General features: G+C 69.0%; 22 protein-coding genes. 4 read left to right on the top strand and 18 right to left on the bottom strand.

From position 1 onward, the window contains the following. Positions 1–23: 23 nt before the first annotated feature. From OU998_RS00715 to OU998_RS00755, 9 genes are all read right to left on the bottom strand, one after another. On the bottom strand, positions 24–1562 hold the full coding sequence (locus OU998_RS00715) for a response regulator (protein WP_267514941.1): 1539 nt from the start codon (positions 1560–1562) through the stop codon (positions 24–26). An 88-nt stretch (positions 1563–1650) separates the two neighbouring features. After that, positions 1651–3267, bottom strand: a complete 1617-nt coding sequence (locus tag OU998_RS00720; RefSeq protein WP_267514942.1) for a YifB family Mg chelatase-like AAA ATPase — start codon at positions 3265–3267, stop codon at positions 1651–1653. A 57-nt stretch (positions 3268–3324) separates the two neighbouring features. After that, positions 3325–4278 carry a glutathione synthase gene (gshB, locus tag OU998_RS00725; protein WP_267514943.1) on the bottom strand — a complete coding sequence of 318 codons (954 nt, stop codon included), beginning with the start codon at positions 4276–4278 and terminating at the stop codon, positions 3325–3327. 104 nt (positions 4279–4382) lie between these two features. Beyond that, positions 4383–4577 carry a Trm112 family protein gene (locus OU998_RS00730; RefSeq protein WP_267514944.1) on the bottom strand — a complete coding sequence of 65 codons (195 nt, stop codon included), beginning with the start codon at positions 4575–4577 and terminating at the stop codon, positions 4383–4385. A gap of 61 nt (positions 4578–4638) precedes the next feature. Next, a complete protein-coding gene (locus OU998_RS00735) occupies positions 4639–5295 on the bottom strand; it encodes an LON peptidase substrate-binding domain-containing protein (protein ID WP_267514945.1) in 657 nt (218 codons plus the stop codon). Positions 5296–5390: 95 nt separating this feature from the next. Further along, the gene (gene trxA, locus OU998_RS00740) at positions 5391–6299 is read right to left on the bottom strand and encodes a thioredoxin (RefSeq protein ID WP_267514946.1); all 909 of its coding nucleotides are present in this window, start codon (positions 6297–6299) and stop codon (positions 5391–5393) included. A 530-nt stretch (positions 6300–6829) separates the two neighbouring features. Further along, on the bottom strand, positions 6830–7171 hold the full coding sequence (locus OU998_RS00745; protein ID WP_267514947.1) for a hypothetical protein: 342 nt from the start codon (positions 7169–7171) through the stop codon (positions 6830–6832). Positions 7172–7193: 22 nt separating this feature from the next. Then, positions 7194–7511: a hypothetical protein gene (locus tag OU998_RS00750; RefSeq protein ID WP_267514948.1), complete on the bottom strand. Its 318-nt coding sequence runs from the start codon at positions 7509–7511 to the stop codon at positions 7194–7196. A gap of 46 nt (positions 7512–7557) precedes the next feature. Then, positions 7558–8082 carry a prolyl-tRNA synthetase associated domain-containing protein gene (locus OU998_RS00755; protein WP_267514949.1) on the bottom strand — a complete coding sequence of 175 codons (525 nt, stop codon included), beginning with the start codon at positions 8080–8082 and terminating at the stop codon, positions 7558–7560. A gap of 38 nt (positions 8083–8120) precedes the next feature. Here OU998_RS00755 and OU998_RS00760 point away from each other — a divergent pair, with 38 nt between their 5' ends. After that, positions 8121–8888 carry a DUF6065 family protein gene (locus OU998_RS00760; protein WP_267514950.1) on the top strand — a complete coding sequence of 256 codons (768 nt, stop codon included), beginning with the start codon at positions 8121–8123 and terminating at the stop codon, positions 8886–8888. 23 nt (positions 8889–8911) lie between these two features. On the opposite strand, the gene rph is transcribed toward OU998_RS00760, so the two are convergent. Further along, complete coding sequence (gene rph, locus OU998_RS00765; RefSeq protein ID WP_267514951.1) at positions 8912–9637, bottom strand: ribonuclease PH; 726 nt, start codon at positions 9635–9637, stop codon at positions 8912–8914. Between the two features lie 100 nt (positions 9638–9737). Between rph and hrcA the strand changes: the two genes are divergently transcribed. Both hrcA and grpE read left to right on the top strand, forming a co-directional pair. Continuing rightward, entirely contained in the window at positions 9738–10796 is a 1059-nt protein-coding gene (gene hrcA / locus OU998_RS00770) for a heat-inducible transcriptional repressor HrcA (protein ID WP_267516667.1), read from the top strand. A 53-nt stretch (positions 10797–10849) separates the two neighbouring features. After that, positions 10850–11428: a nucleotide exchange factor GrpE gene (grpE, locus tag OU998_RS00775; RefSeq protein WP_420709824.1), complete on the top strand. Its 579-nt coding sequence runs from the start codon at positions 10850–10852 to the stop codon at positions 11426–11428. A 240-nt stretch (positions 11429–11668) separates the two neighbouring features. On the opposite strand, the gene OU998_RS00780 is transcribed toward grpE, so the two are convergent. From OU998_RS00780 to rpe, 6 genes are all read right to left on the bottom strand, one after another. Continuing rightward, positions 11669–13753: a S8 family peptidase gene (locus OU998_RS00780; RefSeq protein ID WP_267514953.1), complete on the bottom strand. Its 2085-nt coding sequence runs from the start codon at positions 13751–13753 to the stop codon at positions 11669–11671. A gap of 230 nt (positions 13754–13983) precedes the next feature. Then, positions 13984–14883 (bottom strand): dienelactone hydrolase family protein, encoded by a 900-nt coding sequence (locus OU998_RS00785; RefSeq protein ID WP_267514954.1) that lies wholly within the window; start codon positions 14881–14883, stop codon positions 13984–13986. Between the two features lie 63 nt (positions 14884–14946). Continuing rightward, positions 14947–15411, bottom strand: coding sequence for a GNAT family N-acetyltransferase (locus OU998_RS00790; protein WP_267514955.1), 465 nt, complete (start codon positions 15409–15411; stop codon positions 14947–14949). A gap of 13 nt (positions 15412–15424) precedes the next feature. Further along, positions 15425–17029: a bifunctional phosphoribosylaminoimidazolecarboxamide formyltransferase/IMP cyclohydrolase gene (gene purH / locus OU998_RS00795; protein ID WP_267514956.1), complete on the bottom strand. Its 1605-nt coding sequence runs from the start codon at positions 17027–17029 to the stop codon at positions 15425–15427. Positions 17030–17120: 91 nt separating this feature from the next. Continuing rightward, entirely contained in the window at positions 17121–18974 is a 1854-nt protein-coding gene (locus tag OU998_RS00800) for a heparinase II/III family protein (RefSeq protein ID WP_267514957.1), read from the bottom strand. After that, positions 18971–19636, bottom strand: coding sequence for a ribulose-phosphate 3-epimerase (rpe, locus tag OU998_RS00805; RefSeq protein ID WP_267516668.1), 666 nt, complete (start codon positions 19634–19636; stop codon positions 18971–18973). The genes OU998_RS00800 and rpe overlap by 4 nt, the downstream gene beginning before the upstream one ends. Positions 19637–19738: 102 nt before the next feature. Here rpe and rhuM point away from each other — a divergent pair, with 102 nt between their 5' ends. Continuing rightward, positions 19739–20794, top strand: coding sequence for a RhuM family protein (gene rhuM / locus OU998_RS00810; RefSeq protein WP_267514958.1), 1056 nt, complete (start codon positions 19739–19741; stop codon positions 20792–20794). Here rhuM and OU998_RS00815 read toward each other — a convergent pair. Next, entirely contained in the window at positions 20791–22128 is a 1338-nt protein-coding gene (locus tag OU998_RS00815; RefSeq protein ID WP_267514959.1) for an RsmB/NOP family class I SAM-dependent RNA methyltransferase, read from the bottom strand. The genes rhuM and OU998_RS00815 overlap by 4 nt on opposite strands. Before the next feature lie 65 nt (positions 22129–22193). Continuing rightward, positions 22194–24170, bottom strand: a complete 1977-nt coding sequence (locus tag OU998_RS00820) for a potassium transporter Kup (RefSeq protein ID WP_267514960.1) — start codon at positions 24168–24170, stop codon at positions 22194–22196. Positions 24171–24233 lie beyond the last annotated feature (63 nt).

Genomic DNA, 24233 nt, shown 5'->3' on the forward strand with positions numbered 1-24233 from the left:
GCGGCGGCCGGAATCGCGGGCGCCTAAACGGGGGCGACCTTGGCGCGGATGTCGCGTTTCGTCCAGCGGGTCAGGGCGGTGCGCAGGGCCTCGACGTCCAGCGGCTTGACCAGATGGTCGTCCATTCCGGCCTCGAGGCACAGGCGGCGGTCCTCGGCGAAGGCGTTGGCGGTCAGGGCCAGGATGGGGGTGGCGTCGCCCGCAGCGCGGATGGCGCGGGCGGCGGCCGGGCCGTCCATTCCCGGCATCCGCATATCCATGAAGACCAGGTCGTAGCGGGCGCGGGCCAGGGCGGCGACGGCCTCGGCGCCGGTGGCGGCGGTCTCGACGGTGCAGCCCTCGCGGCGCAGCAGGGTGCGGGCCAGCAGCGCCCCGACCGGATTATCCTCGGCCAGCAGGACGCGAACCCCGGCAAAACGGGCGGTCGCGACCCGGTCGTCTTCGGGCGGAAGCAGGTTGGAGGTTGCGACCGCATCGCCGGCGCCGGCCGCCGCCAGCACCCGCTCGACCAGGGAGGCCCGACGCAGGGGTTTGATCAGATAGCCGTGGAAGCCGGCGGACCGATAATTGGGAATCAGGTCGCGTTCCGACGGCTTCAGCAGCACCACGCCGCGTCCCTTTTGCGGCGCGGCGACCAACTCGCCGGGCGCCGCCTCGGCATGGTCGATCAACCACACGGGCGCGTTGTCTGTGATCTTGCCGCCGGACGCCTCGATCTGGGCGGCCGCGGCGGCGCGAACAAAGGGGTCAGGCGAGCGGAGGGCGACCTTCTGGCCCCGCAGCAGCTTCTTGCGGGGCGCAGCGACGGCCTCGAAATCAGCCTCGAACCGGAAGCGGGCGCCGCCGCCGGGGCGGTCCTCCACACTCACCGCTCCGCCCATGGCCGTGGCCAGCTTGCGCACGACGGCCAAGCCGAGGCCGGCGCCGTCATGGCGCACCGCGTCGGACGAATCGGCATGGCCGAACTCCTCGAAGATACGGGTACGCGCCTCGAGCGGCACGCCGGGGCCGGTGTCATCGACGATGAAGGCCAGACGGACGCGTTCTTCCTTGGCGGCCGGCGCGTCGTCGGTCGCACGTTCCACCGACAGGCGGACGCCGCCCGTCTCGGTGAACTTGACCGCATTGCCGGCGAGATTGAACAGCACCTGCCTCAGCCGGCCTTCGTCGGCCAGGATGTCGGGCGCGTCGGCGGCGACCGACCAGACGATCTCAAGCCCCTTGTCATGGGCGCGCGGGCTGAGCAGTTCGGCGACGCCGCGCGCCAGACCTTCCAGATTGACCGGGGCCCGATCGAACTCCAGCGCCCCGGCCTCCAGTCGGGCATAGTCCAGCAGATCATTGACCAGGCCCAGCAGATGTTCGGCGGACTGGCGCGCATTCTCGGCATAGGCGCGCTGGGCGCCGTCCAGCCGGGTCCGCTGCAACAGATTGATCATGCCCAGCACCCCGTTCAGCGGGGTGCGCATCTCGTGGCTCATCAGGCGCAGGAATTGCTGCGCCGCCTCGACGGGGGGCGTCGGCTGGGTCTCGATCCGTTTCGTCGCCGTCCGTCGCGCCATACAGGCCTCCGCAAGCCATGGAGCTTAGCAGCATCGGGTTAAGGAGTTTTCTTCTCTCCTTACGGGCCGGGCGGTCCGGATGGCGGCCTCACGAATAGAGGAAGGGCGCTTGGTCCGTTTCCGCCTCGCGGATCTCAGAGGCTTCGCCGCGATGGGCCTGGCGACGGCTGAAGTCGGCCTCGGCGCCGACGGTGTTGCGGCGATAGATCAGGGCCTCGGCGATGTGGCGGCGCAGAACCCCGGTGCAGCCGTCCAGATCGGCGATGGTGCGGGCCAGCCGCAGGGTCCGGGTCCAGCCCCGCGCCGTCAGCCCACCGGCCTCGCCTGCCCGCATCAGCAGCATCCGCCCCGCCTCGTCGGGGGTGGCGAACCGGTCCAGGGTGTCGCCGGACGCGCGGGCGTTCAGGCCCTGGGCCGGGTCCAGCCCCGCCGCGCGCACCCGTTCCTCTTGCTGGGCGCGGGCGGCGGCGACGCGGGCCTTGGCCTCGGCCGTGCCTTCGGGCGGGGGCGGCAGGGTCATGTCGGCGGCGGTGACGGGCGGGGTCTCGACCGTCAGGTCGATGCGGTCGAACATCGGGCCGGACACCCGGTTCTGATAGTCGCGCTGACAGCGCGGGGCCTTGCCGCAAGCCCCCCGCCCTGCCCCGCCCATGCCGCAGCGACAGGGGTTCATCGCCGCCACCAGCTGGAACCGGGCCGGATAGCGGATATGGGCGTTGGCCCGCGCCACCACGATCTCGCCCGTCTCCAAGGGCGCGCGCAGCGAATCCAGGGCCTGGGCGCTGTACTCGGGCAGTTCATCCAGGAACAGGACGCCGTTGTGGGCCAGGGACGCCTCGCCCGGCTTGGCCCGCAGCCCCCCGCCGGTCAGGGCCGCCATCGAGGCGGAATGGTGCGGGCTTCGAAAAGGCCGATCCCGGTTCAGCGCGCCCCGCTCGATCAGGCCGGCGACCGACCAGACCATCGAGGTCTCCAGCAGCTCCTGCGAGGTCAGGGGCGGCAGGAGGCCGGGCAGGCGTTGCGCCATCATCGACTTGCCCGACCCCGGCGGGCCGATGAACAGCAGGTTGTGGCCGCCCGCCGCGGCGATCTCCAGCGCCCGCTTGGCGCCCTCCTGACCCTTGACCTCGCGCAGGTCGGGCACGGCCTTGCCGCTGGCCAGGGGACCGGGCTCGGGCGCGCGCAGGATCTGGCTTCCCTTGAAGTGATTGACCAGGGCGATCAGCGAACGCGGCGCCAGGATGCGCGCCCCGCCGGCCCAGGCCGCCTCCGGCCCCGTGGCTTCGGGACAGATCAGGCCCAGGCCCATGGCGTCGGCGGCCACGGCGGCCGGCAGTGCGCCGCCCACCCGTGCGATCTGTCCGTCCAGCCCCAGCTCGCCGATGGCGGCCCAGCCGTCCAGGGCGTCGGGCGCGATCACTCCCATGGCCGCCATCAGGGCCAGGGCGATGGGCAGGTCGAAATGACTGCCCTCCTTGGGCAGGTCGGCCGGGGCCAGATTGGCGATGATCCGCCGCGACGGCAGGGCCAGGCCGATGCCGGCGAAGGCGCCCCGCACCCGTTCGCGGCTTTCGGCCACGGCCTTGTCCGGCAGGCCGACGATGGTGAAGACCGTCTGCTGATCCTGGCCGACCAGCTGGACCTCGACATCCACGCGCCGGGCCTCCACTCCATCAAAGGCGACCGTGACAACCCGCGCGACCATGGCGTTCCCTCCGCTGGAGAGAACGAAGCATGAACCTTGTTCTAGCGCAAGGGGCGTTTACGCAACCTGTGCGGCGCGCTTCTTCTCGATCACGTCCCACATCAGGGCGGTGGCGTCGACGCCCGTGAAGGTCTTCAGCTGCTGGGCGCCGGTGGGGGAGGTGACGTTGATCTCGGTCAGATAGTCGCCGATCACGTCGATGCCGACGAAGATCAGGCCGCGTTCCCTCAGGGTCGGGCCGATGGCGGCGCAGATCTCCAGGTCGCGCGAGGTCAGCTCGACCGGCATGGCGGTGCCGCCGACGTGCAGGTTGGAGCGCACGGCGCCGGCCGCCGGGACGCGGTTGATGGCGCCCACCGGCTCGCCGTCGATCAGGATGATCCGCTTGTCGCCCTTGGACACGGCGGGGATGAATTTCTGGATCACCAGGGGATCGCGGCTGCCGGCGGCGTGGATCTCGATCAGGGCGTCCAGATTGGGATCGTCGGCGCGCAGCTTGACCACGCCCGAACCGCCGTTGCCGTGCAAGGGCTTCAGCACCACCTCGCCGTGCTTCTGATGGAAGGCGGTCAGGGCGACGGGGTCGGCCGAGATCAGGGTCGGGGGCTGAAGCCCGGGGAAGGCGGTGACGAGCAGCTTCTCAGGCGCCGAACGCACCTGGGCCGGGTCGTTGACGACCAGGGTCTTCGGATGGACCGTCTCCAGCAGATAGGTGGCGGTGACATAGGCCATGTCGAACGGCGGATCCTGGCGCATCAGGATGACGTCCACGTCCTCGGCCAGGTCCAGTCGCACCCAGTCGCCGAAATCGACGTGGTTGCCGACCGCGCGTCGCACGGTGATCGGCCGGGCGCGGCAGTAGAGACGGCCCTCCTCCAGGGCCAGGGTGCGGAAATCATAGACCCACAGCCGGTGTCCACGCGCCTGGGCCGTCTCGGCCATAAGGAAGCTGGTGTCCCCGGCGATGTCGACGGCCTCGATCGGGTCCATCTGGATGGCGATTTTCAGCATGAACGGGTCCATATGCTCCGTCGAGACCGGGGGTCACGACAGGAACCGGGGGTATGGATCCTCGCCACAAGGGCGAGGATGACGGGCGGAAGGGACGGGGAAATCTAGCCCAGCGGACGGGCTTCCTCGGCCAGCATGATCGGCACGCCTTCGCGGATCGGATAGGCCAGTTTGGCCCCGGCCGAGATCAGCTCGCCCGCGTCGCGGTCGTAGGTCAGCTTGCCGCGCGTGACCGGGCAGACCAGCACCTCGAGCAGGCGGGGATCGACGGAAACGGGGGTGTTGAAGGCGTCACTCATTTTTTGGGCCTATCGCGCTGGCGCTACTTGAGGCGGTTGTAGGGTGGCTCGTCGCATCGCGCTACTGGATCGACGGCGCGGCGTCGTCACCGGCGTCGGCGGCGTCGATGCGGAGAAGGGCGGTCAGGGCTTCGGCGCGGGGCATCAGGCCCATGGCCTCCAGCAGGGCCTGTTTCTCGGCCGGTTCGAACGGCAGGGCCATCGACAGGCTGTTGACCAGGGCCTCCATCGGCGCGGTCTCGGCGGTGTCCCAGTCGATGTCCAGCAGGCGGTGGGTCATATAGGCGCGCAGGGCGTCGAGGAAGGCGTGGCGGTCGAAGTCCGGCTCTTCCGGCGGGGGCGCCAGGTCGTCCTCATAGGCGTCAAAGGCCGCGCGCACCTGGCGATAGGGCGCCTTGGACGGCAGTTCGGCGGCGATGCGGAACCGCGACACCCCGGTCAGGGTGATCAGATAGCGGCCGTCCGAGGTCTCGGCGAAACTGGTGATCCGCCCGGCGCAACCGACCGGCGACAGGCCGGGCTGGGCCGGGTTTCCGCCTCTGGGCTGGATCAGGCCGATGATCCGGTCCCCGGCCATGGCGTCGTCCACCATGTTCAGATAGCGCGGCTCGAAGATGTTCAGCGGCAGTTGCCCGCGCGGCAGCAGAATGGTCCCGCCCAGCGGAAACACCGGGATCACCTGGGGCAGGTCCAAAGCGCGCACATAGCCCTGGGGCATCTTCTCTCCTTGGGCCTATCGCCCTTCGGGCTACATGAGGCCGTTGTTGCTTGGCCTATCGCCCTTCGGGCTACTTGAGGCCGGCGGTTTAACGCTTAAGAGAACAGGATGGACGACAGGCGGCGCCGGCCGTCCTTGGACACGTCGGAACTGACGCCGGCGGCGTCGAAGATGACCAGCAGCTGTTTGCGCGCCGCCTGTTCGTTCCATTCGCGATCAGCCTGGATGATGGCCAGCAGATTGTCGACCGCGCCCTTGAAGTCGCCGGCCGCGCTTTGCGCCTCCGCCAGGTCGAAACGGGCCTGGTGGTCGGTCGGGTCGGCCGCGACCCTGGCTTCGAGCTCGGCGAAGGCCCCCGTCGGGGCCTTGGCGGCCAGGGCCAGCTGGGCGCGCACGCTCTGGACCGTCGGCTCCTTGGAGTCCTGGGGGGCCATGGCGATGGTCTGCAACGCCTGCTCAGGATCGCCGTTGGCCAGATAGACCCGCGCCATGCCGGCGATGGCCTTCTCGTTCTCGGGTTCGATCGACAGGACATGGGCAAAGGCCTGGGCCGCGCCGCCGAAGTCGTTGAGGCCCAGCGACTCCTCGCCCAGCTCCAGCAGTTGCGTCGTCTCGGTCGAGCCGCCGGCCCCGCCGGTCAGCTTGTCGATGAAGGCCTTGATCTGGCTGTCGGGGATGGCGCCCTGGAAGCCGTCCACCGGCTGGCCGTTGACGAAGGCGTAGACGGTGGGGATCGACTGCACCCGCAACTGACCCGCATAGGCCGGATTGGCGTCCACATCGATCTTGACCATCTTCACCGCCCCCTTGGCGGCGCGCACGGCCTTCTCCAGCGCCGGGCCCAGGGTCCGGCACGGGCCGCACCAGGTGGCCCAGAAGTCGACGATGACCGGCTGATGCTTCGACGCCTCGATGACATCGGTCATGAAGGAGGCGTCCGTGCCTTCCTTGATCAGGTCGTCGCCGGAGCGGTTGGCGGAAAGGGTCGGGTCGATCAGGGTCATGATGGGTCCGTGCAGGCTCGAAGGTCGTAATGGACCAGATGGCGTCGGGACGCCTCGGCATCAAGCGGCGAATTGGCTGCGGGGCGCCCGGAGGAACGAAAGACGGGTCGCTCGTTCTGGCGCAAATGGCGCGAAAACACCGTGCCAAGGCGCCAAACGTGCCAAACATGGCGCGGCGCAGGTTGGTCGAGGCTGTGGCGTCGGGACGCCTCGGCATCAAGCGACGAAGGGGCCGCGAGGACGGAAATAGACGGAATCCACTCGAAAAAAAATGGAGTCTATTTTCGTCTATTCTTCGCGGGGCGGCGGGAGATGCGTGGCCGGCAGGGGGGATTCAGTTTTCAAAGACCGTGCGGGGAGTGTCGCACGGTTTTGAGGCGTGGTGGGTTCGCGGGCGGATCAAAGGGTCAGGACGTTGAAAAGGCGACGCTTCGACGAGAAAATTAGGATGGGATGGGCCAGACGGCGGAGCGGGCGCCGCTCTTTTCATCCCGCAAGCAGGGAGTAGACAGAATGGCGTAACCGGGAGCTTAGTCCGGTGCGGAAAAGTTCTTTATCGTCTGCTTCTGTACAAGCCGCCGAGACGTCAGGCCGAGCACCGCGCCGACTGAGCCTCCGATCGCACAGAAGAGCAGGATCAGCGGAACGCCCATCAGTAGTCCGGCCCAGATGGCGAAACGAGAGCTTTCAGACGCGCCGTCGTCACGCATCAGGGCCTCTCCGACGCCGTAGAGCCACCAGACTATGGTGGCCAAGATCAATGCTACTGCCGAGCCCGCCAGTCCGCGAATACCGAAACGGAATGTCAGGCCCGCAGTGAGAAGGAACCCGCCGACAATGAGGTAGAGAGCCGGGTCGGACCGGAAGGTCATGGGCTCAATCTTTCTGACCAGCTCATATGTCCTGAACCTTCGTACGGGGCGAGCGCGCAAGCGCCTCAAAAAGAACGGGCAGAGCAGACGCATCACCGTCTATTTGGGCCCCGCCCCAGTCGTCAGTCCAATAGTTGAACGAATGGCCTTGCCACTCGAATCTGGCAGACAAGGTTTTGAAGTCTGACGTGTATCGGAAATTCCTGGCGCCTCCGCCGCTGATGAAGCGGTTTAGCAGGGCGAGCGGAATTTCATGACCGAACTCGGGAAGCAGGATTTTGCCGCCGCTGAAACAGACCGGCGTCACCCAGATGCCGAACAAGGACAAAATCAGCTTCACCCGTTGAAGCTGCCATGCCGACTTGAAACCTGCAACGTTCCACCTCTCACCCCAACGCCCCGAAATCCACCACCACCGGCTCCCGCCCCAGCAGCGCCAACACCCGCCGGAACGCCGTCTGTGCCAGGGCCGTCGTCGCCGTATTGGTCAGGGGGTGGAAGTTGACGATGTCGGCGTCCCACAGGCGGCGGTCCAGGACGAAGGTGACGCGGCGGTCCGTGTCGTTGATCAGGCCTAGGGCCGTGACCGAACCGGGGCGGACGCCCAGGGTGTCGAACATCAGGGTCTCGGCGCCGAACGACAAGCGGCCTGACCCCATCGCGACGGCGGCGCGTTTCAGGTCGATGACCGTGTCCTGGCGGGCCGAGATCAGCCAGAGGCGGCCCTTGTGGTCCTTCAGGAACAGGTTCTTGGTGTGGGCGCCGGGCAGGTCGGCCTTGAGGTCCAGGCCTTCCTCGACGCGGAAGACGGCCGGGTGGTCGTGGGTCGTGTGGGCCACGTCGTTCTCGGTCAGCCAGGCGGTCAGGGCGTCACGGTCGAAGGCGGGGGCATGGACGGAGTCTGGCGTCATGGTTGAGCAGTCGCGTTTGCGGCGTTAGGAACGGTTCCATGGTCGATACCGTGCAGACGCGCCCGCTGGAACTGGAATGCTATCCGATGACGGCCCGGCCGCCGGATCTGGTGCCCGGCCGCCAGTCGCGCAACTGGATGGACGCCTTCATCAGCCGCCACCCCTATCGCTGCCTGCCGCTGAACATGGCCAACACCACCGGGTGGGAGATTCTGTGCCCGTTCGGCTTCTCGGCCGAGTGGAACGGCGGGCCGCGTCAGGAAGACATCGTCATCACGCCCGACCGGCCCCAGCACGACCTGGCCCATTTCGTCACCTCGCACTTTTCGCGCGGGGTGCTGACCATGCACCCGCAGTATCTGTTCCGCACGCCGCCGGGCTGGGGGATGATGTGTTCGGGGTCGCCCAATCACCTGAAGGACGGGATCCAGCCCCTGGTCGGCCTGATCGAGACCGACTGGCTGCCCTTCCCCTTCACGATGAACTGGATCTTCACCCGGCCGGGCCGGATTACGTTCGAGAAGGGCGAGCCCTTCTGCTTCATCAATCTGATTGAGCACAAGAAGGTCGAACAGTTCCAGCCGGTGATCCGCACCCTGGAGTCCAACCCGGTGATGAAGGGCCAGTTCGAGGCTTGGAACCGCGCCCGCACCGATTTCAACCAGCGGCTGGCCGGCGGCGATCCGGACGCGGCCAAGGAGGCCTGGCAGCGCTACTACTTCAAGGGCGAGGTGCCCGAGGACCTGGGGGCGGCGCCGCCCACCCATTCGAACAAGCGCCGCCTGAAGTCGCCCCGCGTCGGCTGACGCGGGTGCGGAGGTTGGCGCCCTTAGCGGCGCACTGCCTCCAGCGCCGCCTTTTGCAGGGCGAACAGTTCGGTGCAGCCGATCTCGGCCAGGGAGAAGAGGCGGTCGAACTCGGCGCGGGAGAAGCCGCGCTTCTCGCCGGTGGCCTGGACCTCGACGATCTGGCCCGCGCCGGTCAGGACGAAGTTGGAATCGGCTTCGGCCTCGGAATCCTCTTCATAGTCCAGGTCCAGCACCGGCACGCCGTCGCAGACGCCGCACGACACCGCCGCCACCTGGTCCAGGATCGGGTCGGACTTCAGCACGCCTTCGTCACGCAGATAGTTGAGGGCCGAGGCCATGGCGACCCAGGCGCCGGTGATGGAGGCGGTGCGGGTGCCGCCGTCGGCCTGGATGACGTCGCAGTCCAGCACCACCTGACGCTCGCCCAGGGCCTTCAGATCGACGACGGCGCGCAGGCTGCGGCCGATCAGGCGCTGAATTTCCTGCGTCCGGCCCGTCTGTTTGCCGGCGGCGGCCTCGCGCCGGCCGCGGGTGTGGGTGGCGCGGGGCAGCATGCCGTATTCGGCCGTGACCCAGCCCTGGCCCTTGCCGCGCATCCAGCCGGGGATGCTCTCCTCGACCGAGGCCGTCACCAGAACCTTCGTATGGCCGAAGGTGATCAGGCACGAGCCCTCGGCATAGCGGTTGACGCCGGTCTCGATGGTCACGGGACGCAGCTGGTCGTCGGTGCGTTGCGAATGGCGCATGAGATGAGTCCTTGGAAGCTGAGGCGGCGCTGCTTATCCTGAAACCGTGAGCCTGTATGCCCCCAAAACCCCGCCGTTCGACGGCGCCCAGTCCCAAAGCATGGCTTTCGCCGGGCTGGCCGGCCTGGACGCGCGCGCGCGCGACATCTTCCGGCGGATCGTCGAATCCTATCTGGAGACGGGCGAGCCGGTCGGGTCGCGCACCCTGTCGCTGGGCGGGATCGCCCTGTCGCCGGCCTCGATCCGCAATACGATGCAGGACCTGACCCTGGCCGGGCTGCTGGCCTCGCCCCATACGTCGTCGGGGCGGATCCCGACCCATGCGGGCCTGCGCCTGTTCGTCGACGGCCTGCTGGAGATCGGCGACCTGACGAAGGAGGAGCGGCGCGAGATCGACGGGCGGCTGGCCGGGCGGGGGCGGAATTTCGAATCCGCCCTGGACGAGGCGTCGAACCTGTTGTCGGGCCTGGCGGGCGGCGCGGGCGTGGTCTCCAGCCCGGTGCGCGAATCCGGCGTCAAACATGTCGAATTCGTCGCCCTGGGCGGGGATCAGGCCCTGGCGGTCATCGTCGCCGACGACGGCACGGTGGAGAACCGGATCATGACCCTGGCGGCCGGGGTCACGCCCTCGACCCTGGTCGAGGCCTCCAACTTCCTCAACGCCCGCCTGCGCGGCCGGCCTTTCGCCGACGCCAAGCGCGAAATGACCCAGGAGCTGGAGATCGCGCGGCGCGAACTGGACCAGACCGCCGCCCGCCTGGTCGAGGACGGGTTCGCCGCCTGGTCCGGCGGGCCGGACCGCGAGCGCGCCCTGATCGTGCGGGGCCGCGCCAACCTGTTGCAGGACGGCGAGGGGCTGGCGGATCTGGAGCGGGTGCGGGTCCTGTTCGACGATCTGGAGCAGAAGGAACAGCTGATCGGCCTGCTGGACGGGGTCGATGCGGCGCAAGGCGTGCGAATTTTCATCGGCGCCGAAACGCGGTTGTTTTCACTTTCGGGTTCCGCCGTGATCGCGGCGCCCTATATGAGCGGCCGACAGCGGGTTCTGGGCGCCATCGGCGTGATAGGCCCCGCTAGGTTGAACTACGCCCGTGTCATTCCGTTGGTGGACTATACCGCCCGGGTGCTGGGCCGGATGCTGGACGGGAACGACAAGTGAGCGACACGCCCCATAACGACGATTTCAATGAACTGGACGCCGACATGGCGGAAATGAACGCCGAACACGGCCTGGACGCCCAGCCGTCAGATGATCTGGCGCCGCTGGACGCCGTCATCGCCGAGCGTGACGAGTGGAAGGACCGCGCCCTGCGCGTCGCCGCCGAGATGGAGAACCTGAAGCGGCGCGCCGAGACGCAGCAGAACGACGCCCGCGCCTTCGCCATCCAGCGCTTCGCCAAGGACCTGCTGGGCGTGGCCGACAATCTGGAACGCGCCCTGATGGCCGCGCCCAAGGAGACCGACGGCCCGACCGTCGCCCTGGTGACCGGCCTGGAAATGACCCAGAAGGCCCTGTTGCAGGCGTTCGAGACCAATGGGCTGAAGCGCGTCGCCCCCGAGGCCGGCGAGGCCTTCAATCCCCACCTGCACCAGGCCATGATCGAACAGCTGTCGGACTCGGTTCCGGGCGGCGCCGTGCTCCAGACCATGCAGTCCGGCTTCGAACTGTTCGGCCGCACCATCCGCCCAGCCATGGTCGTGGTCGCGGCCAAGGGGTCGGGCGCGCAGGCCGCCAATCCCTATGGCGCGGCGCCGGAGCCCGAGACCCACGCCTTCGACGGCAAGGCCTGATCGTCTGGACGTGAGGAGTGATTAGTGATTAGTGAGCAAGCCGTGAGCGAGGGGTGAGCTGCGGTGTTTGTGCACGCCGCTCACCCCTCGCTCACTAGCACTTTTCACCCCGTTCACCTCAGGACTGACGCCGCCCCCCGCCGAAGTGAAGAATGAGCAAGAGGTGAGCGAGAAGTGAGTTGCGGTGCCTGTACGCACCGCTCACCCCTTGCTCACTAGCACTACTCACCAACACCCCCCTCAGAACTGACGCCGCCACCCGCCGATCAGGGCGAACTCGGGCGCCGCGTCGGCGACATGGCGGGGTTCGCGGCTGGCGACGGCCTGGACCGACAGGCTTGAGCCGTCCCACATGCGACGCTCGCCGCCCAGGATGAAGTCGATCTGACGACCGCTGGGCGTGGCCGAGAAGCTGCGGCGCGAATAGGTCAGGGGGTCGAAATACTCGACCGGGACATCGGCCAGCCAGGCCGAGAAGGTCCCGCGCTCGATCCGCAGCGGCTGTGACACGGTGAAGCTGATCCGGTCGCACAGGACGACGCAGCCGGTCAGCAGGCCCAGCCGCCAGTTGGAGCTGATCGCCGCCTGGTCGGTGGACAGGAACCGCCCCTCGCTCTCGGTCGCGCCCAGGCCGGCCTCGCCGATCAGGGCCAGGCCGGGCCGCAGGCTCCAGTCGCCGCCGACCGCATAGAAGCTTGTCCGCGACGGCAGGGCGAAGTCCGATCCGCCCGGCAGGAAGGCGCCGAGCGGACCCAGACGTTCGTCCAGGGCGCCCAGGCTGAGCGACAGGCCGCCGTCGGCGCCGCGCCAGGCCAGGGTGGCGCGACTGTAGCTCGAAGCCTCTTCCTCGACCTGGCGCAGGGGCATGCGGCGGTCGCCGCCGCCGCTCTCGGCCGCCAGGGTCAGGGCGCCGAACCGGACGGCGCCCCGCATCGCATGATCGACCTGGGCCAGGGCGGCGAAGCCGTCGCCGGCCGCGCCGTCGAACGGCGAGGACGCCCCGCCGCGACCCTGCCATGTGGCGAAGCTCAGCCGGCCCATTTCCAGGTCCAGCATGGCCTCCTGCCGGGGCTCGTCGCCCAGCCAGGGGGCGTCGGTCAGGTCGTGGCGCGGGGCGATGGGCTCTGGTCCCTCGACCGGCTGGGCGGCGGTCAGGTTCAGACGTCCGCCGTTGGGCAGGGCCAGGCTGGTCGTCGCCGTGCGGCTGGGTTCGAACGGGGCGGCCTGGTACGAGCGGCTGGGCGCCGTCGGATAGGCCCCGCCCAGCTGGACCGCGAACATCCGATCATAGCCGTCGAACAGGACGGTCCCCAGGGCGGTCTGGCGGGCGAAGGCGTCGCCGAAGGCGGGGCCGACGAAACTGCCCGGCTCGGTCTCGGCGACGATGGAGGCGCCGTCGGCCATCGGCACGGAAGTCGCCCCGACGGGCCGGAAGGCGTTGGCCAGGTCCAGCAGGCCCCGGCCATAGACGATGTCGGTCCCGGCGTCCCCGGCGTCGCGCGCCGTATCGATCACGATGGCCAGGGCCTCGCGCGCCGTCAGATTGGGGAAGGCGTCCATCAGCAGGGCCAGGGCGCCCGAGACATGGGGCGCCGAGAAGGAGGTGCCGTTGATCCGCCAGCAGCTGGTCCCGTCGCAGCCGGTGATGACATCCTCGCCCGGCGCCGAGATATAGCCCGCGGCCGTCACCCCTGCGCGGTTCGAGAAGTCGGACATCAGATTGGTCTCGCCGTGCGAGCCGACGGCGATGACGGCGCCGGCGAACCGGGGGTCCACCGCATACTGCGCGGGCCAGCCGGGGTTGGCCTCGCCGTCATTGCCGGAGGAGGCGACGATCACCGCGCCGGAGTTGACCGCGCGCAGCAGGGCCGCCTCGAAGGCCGAGCCGAGACGGCCGTCGCCGCCCAGGGACATGTTGATGATCTTGACCCCGTTGGCCACGGCGAAGTCCAGGGCCCGGACCAGGTCCGAACCGCTGAAACAGACGTCATCGTCTTCGTCGTCGCACTCCGAAATGTCGGTGCGGATCGACAGAATGGTCGATTCATAGGCGACGCCGATCGAGCCCAGGCCGTTGAAGTTCGAGGCGATGACCCCGGACACCAGGGTGCCGTGACTGTCGTCGGCGACATAGGGGGTGTTGCGGCCCGCGACCACGTCGGTCGAGGCGCTGGAGATGCGGCCGACCAGATCCGCCTGGCTGTTGCTGACGCCGGAATCGACCACGGCGACGGTGACGCCGTTCCCGGTCGCGCCGGCCTGCCAGGCGACGGAGGCCTTCATATTGGCCAGGCCGTAGTTGCGCAGATATTCGCTCGACGTCACCGAAGGGGGCGGAGGTGGCGGGGGTGGCGGAGGCGGTGGTGGTGGTGGGGGCGGCACGACCGGCGTCGTGGTTCCGCCGCCACCGCCGCCGCCTCCCCCGCCGCCACAGGCCGCAAGGGGAAGGAACAACAGGCCTGCACCCAGCAGGACCGCCCTACGCCACTGAGAATTCGCCACCTTCACCCCTCCATGACACACAGCCCGCCGCAGTGTGTCACATCAGGAACAATTCAACCTCTTAAAGATTTGTCGAAGGTCTCCAGCAGTTTCGACCAACCGTCCTTGGCGTCGGCCTCAGCGTAGCTGGCGCGATAGTCGGCGTGGAAGCCGTGGGGCGCGTCGGGATAGACCACGATCCGGCTTCCGGTCTGGCCGGCGCGGGCCAGGGCCTCGCGCATCCGTTCGACACTGGCCAAGGGAATGCCCTGGTCCTTGCCGCCGTACAGGCCCAGAACCGGCGCCTTCAGATCGGCGGCCAGATCGACCGGCCAGGGCTGGCCCGACGAGACCTGAACCGGGGTCGCATCGGGAGCCGGGGCCAGACGGCCGTACCAGGCCACCCCGGCGCCGATGACGGCGAACCGCGCCGCCGCCTGCCACACCACCTTGCCGCCCCAGCAGAAGCCGGTGATCCCGACCTTGCCGTCGCGCGACCACAGCTGCTGGCTGGCCCACTCCAGGGTCGCCGACAGGTCGCCCATCACCTGTTCATAGTTGGCCGCCCCGACGATCTGGATGATCCGGCCCATGTCGGCCAGGGGCGCTGGATCCTCGACCCGGTTGAAGAAGGCCGGGGCGATGGCGGCATAGCCCTGTTTGGCCAGGCGACGGCAGATGTCCTTGATATAGGCGTGGACGCCGAAAATTTCAGACACGACGATCACGACCGGGAAGGGTCCGTCTCCGGCCGGACGCGCCACATAGGCCGGCAACTGGAACCCGTCCGGCGCCGGATAGGTCACCTCCGCCGTCTCCAGCCCGGCCGCGTCGGTGGTGATCGGCTGGGCCTCCTTGGCCAGGGCCGCGACCGCATAGCCGGAGAACAGCAGCCCCCCCAGGGCGCCCACCGCCCGGCGGCTGAGCTTCAGATCATCGGGGGTCTGGCCTTCGGGACGGATCAGGGTGGTCATGGGAGGGCTCCAGAAACGGGGGAGCCGCAGACCATCACGGCGCGCCGGGGGCGTCCAGTCAACTTAGGCGGAAGTCGATCCGACTGGCTTGGCGAAACAGACGGCTTCCGGTCGGCCGACATAGCGGCCGTAGGGCGGAATTTCGCGATAGCCGGCACGGAGATAGAAGCCCACGGCCACCGTGTTGACGCGGCGCGTTTCCAGACGGATTTCGGCATAGCCGAGGGTTTTCGCCTTCGCCTCCAGGGCCGCGAGCACGGCCGAACCCACGCCCTGTCCGGCGACCGCCGCATACATGCGTTTGATTTCGGCGACGCCCGGCTGGAGCGGACGCAGGGCGCCGCAGCCAATGGCCCGCCCCAGCTCGTCGCGCGCCAGCAGGAAGGCGGCGCCGGGCCCGCGCACATCGTCCGCATCGAACGAGGCCTGACCGCTGGAGCCCGTGATCGCCGCCAGTCGCTGGGACAGGGCGGCGATCAGGACTTTGGCGTCGGCATGGTCGGGGTCGGCGTCCTCGATATGGATCATGCCTGTTCGATCCTCAGTGTCGGAAAACGCGGACTCCAGTGAAGGCCATGGCGATGCCCTTCTCGTCGGCGGCGGCGATGACTTCGGCGTCGCGCATCGAGCCGCCAGGCTGGATCACCGCCGAGGCGCCGGCCGCGACCGCTTCCAGCAGGCCGTCGGCGAAGGGGAAGAAGGCTTCCGAAGCGCAGGCCGACCCCTCGGCCAGGGACTGAGTCAGGCCCTTGGCTTCTCCGGCTTCCTTGGCGCGGATGGCGGCGATGCGGGCGCTGTCGCGGCGGTTCATCTGGCCGGCGCCGATGCCGGCGGTCTGGCCGTCCTTGGCGTAGACGATGGCGTTGGACTTGACGTGTTTGGCCACGGTGAAGGCGAACAACATGTCCTGGACCTCCGTCGGGGTCGGCTGGCGCTGGGTGACGATCTTCAGGTCCGATGGCTTGATCAGCGACCGGTCGCGGCTTTGGACCAGGAAGCCGCCGGCGACCGAGCGGAACACTTCGCCCGGTCCGTGCGGGTCCGGCAGGCCGTCGGTGATCAGCAGGCGCAGGTTCTTCTTCGAAGCAAAGACTGCCTTGGCTTCGTCGTCGGCGCCGGGGGCGATAACCACCTCGGTGAAGATGCCGGTGATGGCGCGGGCGTCGTCGCCGTTCAGCGGGCGGTTGACCGCGATCACGCCGCCGAAGGCGGAAACGGCGTCGCATTCCAGCGCGCGGGCATAGGCTTCCGACAGGTCCTTGCCCACGGCCACGCCGCAGGGGTTGGCGTGTTTGACGATGACCACGGCGGGGGCCTCGAACTCGGCGACCAACTCATAGGCGGCGTCGGCGTCGGCGATATTGTTGTAGCCCAGTTCCTTGCCCTGGATCTGGGTCGCATAGGCCACGCCCGGACGGCGCTCGCCCGTGCGGTAGAAGGCGCCGGTCTGGTGCGGGTTTTCGCCGTAGCGCAGGGTCTGAGCCAGAGAACCGGCGATGGATTTGCGGGCCGGGGCGACGTCCTCAATCTGCTGGGCGAACCAGCCGGAAACGGCGGCGTCATAGGCGGCGGTGCGGGCGAAGGCGCGGGCGGCCAGCCGCTTACGCAGGGCCAGATCGGTCGAACCCTCGGCCTTCAGCGCCTCAAGGATCAGGCCGATGGACTCGCCGTCGACGGCGACGGCGACATAGCCGTGGTTCTTGGAGCCCGAGCGGATCATGGCCGGGCCGCCGATGTCGATATTCTCGACCGCCGCCTCGAACGATCCGCCGGAAGCAACCGTGGATTCGAACGGATAGAGGTCGATCCAGACGATATCGATGGCGCCGATGCCGTGGTCGGTCATGGCCTGGGCGTGGTCGGCCGCGTCGCGCACGCCCAGCAGGCCGCCGTGGACCACGGGGTGCAGGGTCTTGACCCGGCCGTCCATCATCTCGGGGAAGCCGGTCAGGTCGGCCACGTCCTTGACCGGCAGGCCCAGTTTCGCGATCGCCGCGCGGGTGCCGCCGGTCGAGACCAGTTCGACGCCCAGGTCGTACAGGGTGCGGGCGGCGTCTTCCAGTCCGGCCTTGTCGGACAGGGAGATCAGGGCGCGTTGCGGCTTGACCCGGTCGGGGGCGGGCGGGAAGTCGGGAGCGGCGGGCATGAAGCGGCGTCCGTGAAGGCTGGGGGAGGATGGCGCGCCCTCTAGACCCAAACTGGCGTCACGTCACCCCACGGACGGTTTCCGGACGCGCTCAGGTCGGATCGCCGCTCGCGCCCGCCGGGCTCAGCTTCCAGCGGATCCGGCTCTCGCTGTCGGTGCGGGCCGAGCCGCGCACCACGATCTGCAGCGAGCGGCGGGTCAGGCCGGCGTCGATATGGACGCTGGGTTCAATGGCCACGTCGGGGCCGTCGGTGCGGAACCACCAGCCCCGGCCCGAGGCGCCGCGCAGCAGGATCGAGCGGCGGTCGCGCGCCAGCGAGGCCTGGACCCCCGGCTCCAGATGGAAGCGGATGGCGTAGGGGGCGGCGATCTGGCGGATCATCTCCTTGCGACCCGGCGTCGGGAACAGTTTTTCCTCGGCCCGCAGCTCGTCCATCCGCTGGTCCAGATAGAGGCGGCGCTGGTGGTTCAGGCCGAAGGCCTCGTTCCAGCCGTCGTGCTCCATGTCCAGCCAGACGGCGCCGTCGCCGTCGCGCTGATCGGTGGTGACATGGATCGGCGGGCCGACCAGGCGCGGGCCCAGCAGTTCGCCCTTCCAGCCGCCCAGAGGTTCGTTCAGCGACCGCTCGCCCAGGGTCAGGGTCGAATGGCCGGGCGTCAGCCGCAGGGCCTGACGATCGGTCGAAGCCGGGGTCCAGCCCGAGCCGGTGATCAGACGATCCTTGCCGCAGACGATCTCCAGCGCCATCGGCTGGGCGCAGGCCGACGCCCCCCAGGCGCCCCCGGCGGGCGCGGCGGCGTCGGCGAGGATGGTCAGCAGCGGACTGGCGATCCGGGTCAGGCCGGCGACGGCGCCGAAGGGCGGATGTTCGGGCTCGGCCTTGGTGCGGGCGGTGGCGGTCTCGTCATGGGCGCGGGCGGCGGCGACGCGGGCGACGGTGGACGGGCCCCCGCCCTGGAAACTGGCCAGACGACCGTCCGGCAGGGCCAGCAGGCGCAGACCTTCGGTCAGGCGGGCAATGGCGCCGGTCACAGCCTCGGGCGTCGGCTCGGACAGTTGCGCCAGGGCGTCGTCGAGGGTCAGCAGGTCCAGCAGCAGCTCCAGCCCAGCTTCGGGACTGCGCGAGGCGTGGCCGCCGTCGGCCTGGACCGTGGTCTTCAGCGCGCCGGTCAGGCCGGACAGGGCGCGACGGCGCAAGGATTGGCCCGGCGCGCCGGCCAGGACGCAGCCGCCGATGGCCGCCGCCGTCAGCCGTTCGGCGCGGGTGGCCAGGCCGCCGGGCGGGCGCAGCAGCTGTCGGGTCTGGCGCGCCAGGCTGTCGGCCAGTCTCAGCCGCTCGGCCTCGGTGGCGACGGCGCCCATCTTGCGGGCGGCGCAGGCCAGGTTGACGACCCGGCGCGGCAGGATTTCGGGGCCCCAGGCGAAGGGGGACCAGCGGGCGAAGGCGTCGCTCCAGCCCAGGGTCAGACGCAGGGCCTCGCGGGCGCCCCGCTCCCCCTGGGCCATCAGGGCCGGCAGCCAGTTGAAGGCGTGCAGTTCGACGGCGAAGGGTCGCGACGGACTGGGGCGGTTCCACGGATCGGCCGGGGCCTCGACCTCCATCGAGGCGCCCGCCAGGATGAACCGTCCGACCAGAAGATTCTTGCCCGGCGCAGCGTCGTGCGGCCGGAAGTCGCGCGGCGTGGCCGCGAAGGCCGTGACCTTGCCCCCGCCCAGGACCGGGCCCAGCGTCAGGCCGTAACCCGGAAGGCCATACAGTTCGATCCACAGCTGGCGGGTCAGGATGCGTCCGGCGATGGCCGGCCAAAGCGCGGGACCGGTCTCGGTCGCGCCCGAACGAACGGGCGTACGGACCGGGGCGCCGGCCAGGCCGGGGATCTGGCCGGAGGCGACGTCGGGCGTGGCGTCCTGGCCGCGCGGACTAAAGGGACCGATCGGGCTCACGCGGCCGCCGGCACAGCCTTCAGGGCGGCGATATTGGTCGCATAATCACCCTTGAACACGAAGGAGCCGGCGACCAGGGCGTCGGCCCCGGCGGCGACGCAGGCGCCGGCGTTCGCCGAGGTCACGCCGCCGTCCACCTGAAGATGGGCCGCCGATCCGGCGCGGTCGAGGATGGCGCGGGCGCCGGCGATCTTGCGCAGCGAACTGTCGATGAATTTCTGACCGCCGAAGCCGGGATTGACCGACATGATCAGCACCAGGTCCACCAGATCGACCACTTCCTCCAGGATCGACAGCGGCGTGGCCGGATTGAACACCACCCCGGCCTTGGCCCCCAGCTGGCGGATACGGCCCAGGGTGCGGTGCAGGTGCGGGCCGCTTTCGGGATGGACGCTCAGCAGGTCGGCCCCGGCGTCGCGATAGGCCTCCAGCCACGGATCGACCGGCGCGACCATCAGGTGCACGTCGAACGGCAGGGCGGTGTGCGGCCGGATCGCCTTCACGATGTCCGGACCCAGGGTGATGTTGGGCACGAAATGGCCGTCCATCACATCGACATGGATCCAGTCGGCGCCCGCGGCTTCCAGCGCGCGGACCTCTTCACCCAGCCGCGCGAAATCGCTGGCGAGGATGGACGGGCAGATCAGGGGGGTGAGGGCCATGGCCACGGGATAAGGCGGCACGGCGGGTCGAGCAACCGGCTTGGCGAAGACGATCTGCCGTGTTCTACTCTTGTTCACGCCAAATCCACCGTGGAAGACTCGATGTCGATGGAAGACCTGTCCGCCGCCGAACCGGTCCGTGTGTTCGAGGACGGTTCCGGCGACCGCTTCCTGATCTATGGCGCCCATGACGGGGCGCGGGTCGAGATCCGCTTCGACGGCGACGCCCTGTGGATGAGCCAGGCCCAGATCGCGGGCCTGTTCGGCCGCGACGTCTCCGTGATTTCGCGCCACATCGCCGCCATTCTGGAAGAGGGCGAACTGGGTGAGGCCGCCGATTTGCATTTTATGCAAATTAAGGGGCCCGCTGACCGCACGGTCAGGGCCTACAGCCTCGATATGGTGATCTCGGTGGGCTACCGGGTCAGTTCGGCGCAGGCGACCCTGTTCCGCCGCTGGGCGACGGCGGTGCTGATCCGCTTCGCCACGCGCGGCTTCGTCGTCGATGTCGAGCGGATGAAGGCCGGCGGCGAGCAGGATCGCGTCCGCGAACTGCGCGACATCATCCGCGACATCCGCAGCGAGGAGGCCAACCTCTATGCGGAAATTCGCCAGATCTGCAGCCTGTGCCAAGACTATGACCCCAAGTCTGACGCTTGGCGGACCTTCTATCGCAACACCCAGGCCAAGCTCTGTTTCGCCGTGACCAGCCAGACGCCCGCCGAGATGCTGATGGCGCGCGCCGATGCGGCGGAGCCCGACATGGGCCTTCAGACCTGGAAGGGCGAGCGGGTCGCTGCGGCGGATGTGACGGTGGCCAAGAACTTTCTGGCGCCAGCCGAGGTGCGAGAGCTGAACCGGCTGACCGACCTGTTGCTGACCATCTTTGAGGACCAGTTGGAGACCGGCCGCCTGACGACCATGGCCGAGGCGGCGACCCTGCTGGATACGCAGTTGAAGGGGCTGGGTCGGGTGGTCCTGTCCGACGGCGGACGCGTGTCCAGGGACAACGCCGACCGCCACGCCAAAGCGGCCTACAAGACCTTCGACACCGAGCGGAAGGCGCTGGAAAAATCACGGATCGAGCAGGAGTACGCCGAACTGCGCAAATCCGCCGACGCCCTTCCCGCGTCTAAGCGCGCGCCTCGAAAACCCTAGGCGATCCGTTCCAGCTTGGCGGCGAAGAAGCCATCCAGGCCGCCGTGTTCGGCCCACATGGAGGGCAGGATGCGCAGCCAGCCTTCGGGCGTCAGGGCTTCCAGCGGAGCGCCCAGGGCGGCGGGATCGGCCGCGACGGTGCGGAAAGCGGGGTTGCGGCGCAGGAAGGCGATCACCTGGGTCTCGCCCTCCTCGCGCTCCAGCGAACAGGTGCAATAGACCATCCGGCCGCCCGGCTTGACCCGTTCGGCGGCGACGTCGAGCAGCCGGTGCTGGACGTCGGCCAGTTTGGCGACCTCGGCCGGTTTGGTGGCGCGCAGGACTTCGGGGTTGCGGCGGAAGGTGCCGGTGGCGGTGCAGGGGGCGTCCAGCAGGACGGCGTCGAAGCTGCGGTCGTCCTCCCAGTCCTCGGCGGGGACCGCGATCACCTCGGCGGTCAGGCCGGTGCGTTCCAGGTTCTGGCTCAGGCGTTTCAGGCGCGGGGCCGAGCGGTCCAGGGCGATCACCGATGCGCCGGCGGCGGCCAGTTGCAGAGTCTTGCCGCCGGGGGCGGCGCACATGTCCAGGGCGGTCTCGCCGGATTTCACGTCCAGCAGGCGCACCGGGACGGCGGCGGCGGCGTCCTGGACCCACCAGTCGCCGTCGTCGAAACCGGGCCAGGAGGCGACATCGCCGCGACGGCCGGTGCGGACGGTTCCGCCCTCAAGCGCCTCGCCCTCGACGGCGGCGGCCACGGCGGCGGGATCGACGCCGGGCTTCAGGCTGAGGTCGGTGGCCGGTTCCTCGCGCGCGGCCAGGGCCAGGCCGGTCAGGGCCGCCTCGCCATAGGTCGCCTTCCAGCGGGCGGCGATCCAGTCGGGCAGATTGCTCTCGGCCGTCGTCAGACCGGGGCCGTCGCGGCCCACGCCGCGCAGGACCGCGTTGACCAGGTTCTTATAGGGGCGGGTCTTGGGATCGCGTTCGGCCAGTTTTACGGCGGTGGAGACGGCGGCGAAGGCCGGGGTCTCCAGCACCAGAGTCTGGGCCAGGGCGATCCGCATCAGGGTGCGGACGGCCTCGGGCGGCGATTTCTGCAAGCGTCGGTTCAGGATCTGGTCGATCTCGCCCAGACGACGCAGGGCGGCCATGGCCACAGCGCGGGCGAAAGCCCGATCGACGGGTTCCAGGGCGCGGGCGGCCGGCTGCGACAGGGCCTCGTCCAGACCGTTGCGCTTCTCCAGCGCCGCGTTGAGCAGGAGGCCGGCGACGACGCGGGCCTCGACGCCGATGTCGTCCTGCGACGGGGCTTGCGCGACCTCGGGCGCAGCGGGGCGCGGCCGGCCCTTGGTGGCCATGCGGCGACCGCGCGCCTGCGAGCTGTGACCCCCGCCCCGTCCTTCAGAACCGCGTCCTTCGGAACTCATACGGCCACCTGCGCGCCCAGCTCGACCACGCGGCCGGGCGGGATATGGAAGAAGTCGGTCGGGTTGGCGGCGTTGCGCATCAGGAAGATGAACAGCTTGTCCTGCCACAACGGCATGCCCTGGCGCGCCGAGGGGATCAGCGAGCGGCGGCCCAAGAAGAAGCTGGTCGACATGATGTCGAACTTCAGCCCCTGTTTGCGGCACAGGCCCAGGGCGCGCGGCACATTCGGCGTCTCCATGAAGCCATAGGTGATGGTCAGCTTCTTGAAGTCGTCGTTGATCGGCTCCATCCGCACCCGGTCGGCCTCCCTGACGCGCGGCCGCTCGGACGTCTGGACGGTCAGGATGACGTTCTTCTCGTGCAACACCTTGTTATGCTTGAGGTTATGCATAAGGGCGACCGGCGCGACGTCCGGGTCGCTGGTCAGGAAGATGGCCGTGCCGGGCGCCCGGTGGGGCGGCCGGGCCTGAAGCATCTCGATCAGGTCCGTCAGCGGCAGGCTGTCCTTGCGCGTCTTGGCCGTCAGGATCTGGGTGCCGCGCACCCAGGTCCACATGATCAGCACCAGACAGGCGCCCAGCACCAGGGGCATCCAGGCGCCGTCGGGGATCTTCAGCAGGTTGGAGGTCAGGAAGACGCTGTCGATGAAGGCGAACGGGATCAGGGTTCCGGCCACGGCCCACATCGGCCATTTCCAGCCCTTGGTGATGACAGAATAGGCCATCAGCGTATTGACCAGCATGGTTCCGGTGACGGCCACGCCATAGGCGGCGGTCAGATTATGCGAGCTCTGGAACACGACCAGCAGCACCAGCACCCCGATCATCAGGAAGCTGTTGACCGCCGGGACGAAGATCTGACCGGCCTGGGTCTCGGAGGTGTTGCGGATGTCGATGCGGGGCAGAAGGCCCAGCTGGACGGCCTGTTGCGTGACCGAGAAGGCGCCGGTGATCACGGCCTGCGAGGCGATGACGGTGGCGGCGGTGGCCAGGATCAGCATGGGCCAGTAGGCGAACTGGGGCACCATGTTCCAGAACGGGTTTTCGGCCGCGCCCGGATTGTCCAGAATCAGGGCGCCCTGGCCCAGATAGTTGAGGGTCAGGCAGGGCAGGACGAAGGCCAGCCAGCCCATACGGATCGGCGCCTTTCCGAAATGGCCCATGTCCGCATACAGGGCCTCGGCCCCGGTCACGGCCAGGAAGACGCTGCCCAGGATGATGAAGCCCAGGAAGCCGTCATTGATCAGCAGCATAACGCCATAGTGGGGCGACAGGGCCCGCAGCACGCTGATGTCGTCGAAGATATGGTAGAGGCCCAAGGCCCCCAGGCACAGGAACCAGACGGCGGTGATCGGGCCGAAATATTTGGCCAGGCTGGCGGTGCCGCGCGACTGAACCATGAACAGGGCGATCAGGATCCCGGCCGAGATCGGCACGATGAAGGGGTCCAGCCGACCGCTGAGGCCCGGCGCGTCCTGCAAGCCTTCGACGGCCGACAGCACCGAAATGGCGGGCGTGATGATGCCGTCGCCGTAGAAGAGGGCCGCGCCGCAGACGCCCAGGATGAAGATCCAGGCGCTGCGCCGACCGACCGCGACCTGGGCCAGGGCCATCAGCGACAGGGTGCCGCCCTCGCCCTTGTTGTCGGCGCGCATCAGGAAGAAGACGTATTTGAACGTCACGACGACCATCAGGGCCCAGAAGGCCAGCGAGACGACGCCGATCACGGCCAGGTCGCCGCCGACGCCGGACTGGGCATGGGCGATCGCCTCGCGCAGGGCGTAGAGCGGACTGGTGCCGATGTCGCCGAACACCACGCCGATCGCGCCCAAGGTCAGGGCCCAGAAGCCGCCGTGCTTGGCGACCGAACCGCCCGGAGCGTGGGACTGGGGTCCCTTGGCGTGGGTGGGTTTGTCCGGCGTATTCGACGCGGCGGGGAGAGCGCCCGCGTCGTGGGGAGTATCCCCGGCCATGCGTATCCTCCGGGTCTCCGACGACAGGTCGAGCCCTTCAAAGCGGCGAGCCTTTAGGCTCAT

It is taken from the genome of Brevundimonas sp. SL130 (assembly GCF_026625805.1).
Classification (GTDB): Bacteria; Pseudomonadota; Alphaproteobacteria; order Caulobacterales; family Caulobacteraceae; genus Brevundimonas.

Bases quoted from the DNA above. Each gene is read 5' to 3' on its own strand.
- gshB (WP_267514943.1), bottom strand. From the start codon at position 4,278: ATGCTGAAAATCGCCATCCAGATGGACCCGATCGAGGCCGTCGACATC.
- OU998_RS00755 (WP_267514949.1), bottom strand. From the start codon at position 8,082: ATGACGCCAGACTCCGTCCATGCCCCCGCCTTCGACCGTGACGCCCTG.
- OU998_RS00760 (WP_267514950.1), top strand. From the start codon at position 8,121: ATGGTCGATACCGTGCAGACGCGCCCGCTGGAACTGGAATGCTATCCG.
- OU998_RS00715 (WP_267514941.1), bottom strand. From the start codon at position 1,562: ATGGCGCGACGGACGGCGACGAAACGGATCGAGACCCAGCCGACGCCC.
- rph (WP_267514951.1), bottom strand. From the start codon at position 9,637: ATGCGCCATTCGCAACGCACCGACGACCAGCTGCGTCCCGTGACCATC.
- OU998_RS00785 (WP_267514954.1), bottom strand. From the start codon at position 14,883: ATGACCACCCTGATCCGTCCCGAAGGCCAGACCCCCGATGATCTGAAG.
- trxA (WP_267514946.1), bottom strand. From the start codon at position 6,299: ATGACCCTGATCGACCCGACCCTTTCCGCCAACCGCTCCGGCGACGAC.
- purH (WP_267514956.1), bottom strand. From the start codon at position 17,029: ATGCCCGCCGCTCCCGACTTCCCGCCCGCCCCCGACCGGGTCAAGCCG.
- hrcA (WP_267516667.1), top strand. From the start codon at position 9,738: ATGGCTTTCGCCGGGCTGGCCGGCCTGGACGCGCGCGCGCGCGACATC.
- OU998_RS00815 (WP_267514959.1), bottom strand. From the start codon at position 22,128: ATGGCCACCAAGGGCCGGCCGCGCCCCGCTGCGCCCGAGGTCGCGCAA.
- OU998_RS00735 (WP_267514945.1), bottom strand. From the start codon at position 5,295: ATGCCCCAGGGCTATGTGCGCGCTTTGGACCTGCCCCAGGTGATCCCG.
- OU998_RS00790 (WP_267514955.1), bottom strand. From the start codon at position 15,411: ATGATCCATATCGAGGACGCCGACCCCGACCATGCCGACGCCAAAGTC.
- grpE (WP_420709824.1), top strand. From the start codon at position 10,850: ATGAACGCCGAACACGGCCTGGACGCCCAGCCGTCAGATGATCTGGCG.
- OU998_RS00720 (WP_267514942.1), bottom strand. From the start codon at position 3,267: ATGGTCGCGCGGGTTGTCACGGTCGCCTTTGATGGAGTGGAGGCCCGG.
- OU998_RS00820 (WP_267514960.1), bottom strand. From the start codon at position 24,170: ATGGCCGGGGATACTCCCCACGACGCGGGCGCTCTCCCCGCCGCGTCG.
- OU998_RS00745 (WP_267514947.1), bottom strand. From the start codon at position 7,171: ATGACCTTCCGGTCCGACCCGGCTCTCTACCTCATTGTCGGCGGGTTC.
- rpe (WP_267516668.1), bottom strand. From the start codon at position 19,636: ATGGCCCTCACCCCCCTGATCTGCCCGTCCATCCTCGCCAGCGATTTC.
- rhuM (WP_267514958.1), top strand. From the start codon at position 19,739: ATGTCGATGGAAGACCTGTCCGCCGCCGAACCGGTCCGTGTGTTCGAG.
- OU998_RS00730 (WP_267514944.1), bottom strand. From the start codon at position 4,577: ATGAGTGACGCCTTCAACACCCCCGTTTCCGTCGATCCCCGCCTGCTC.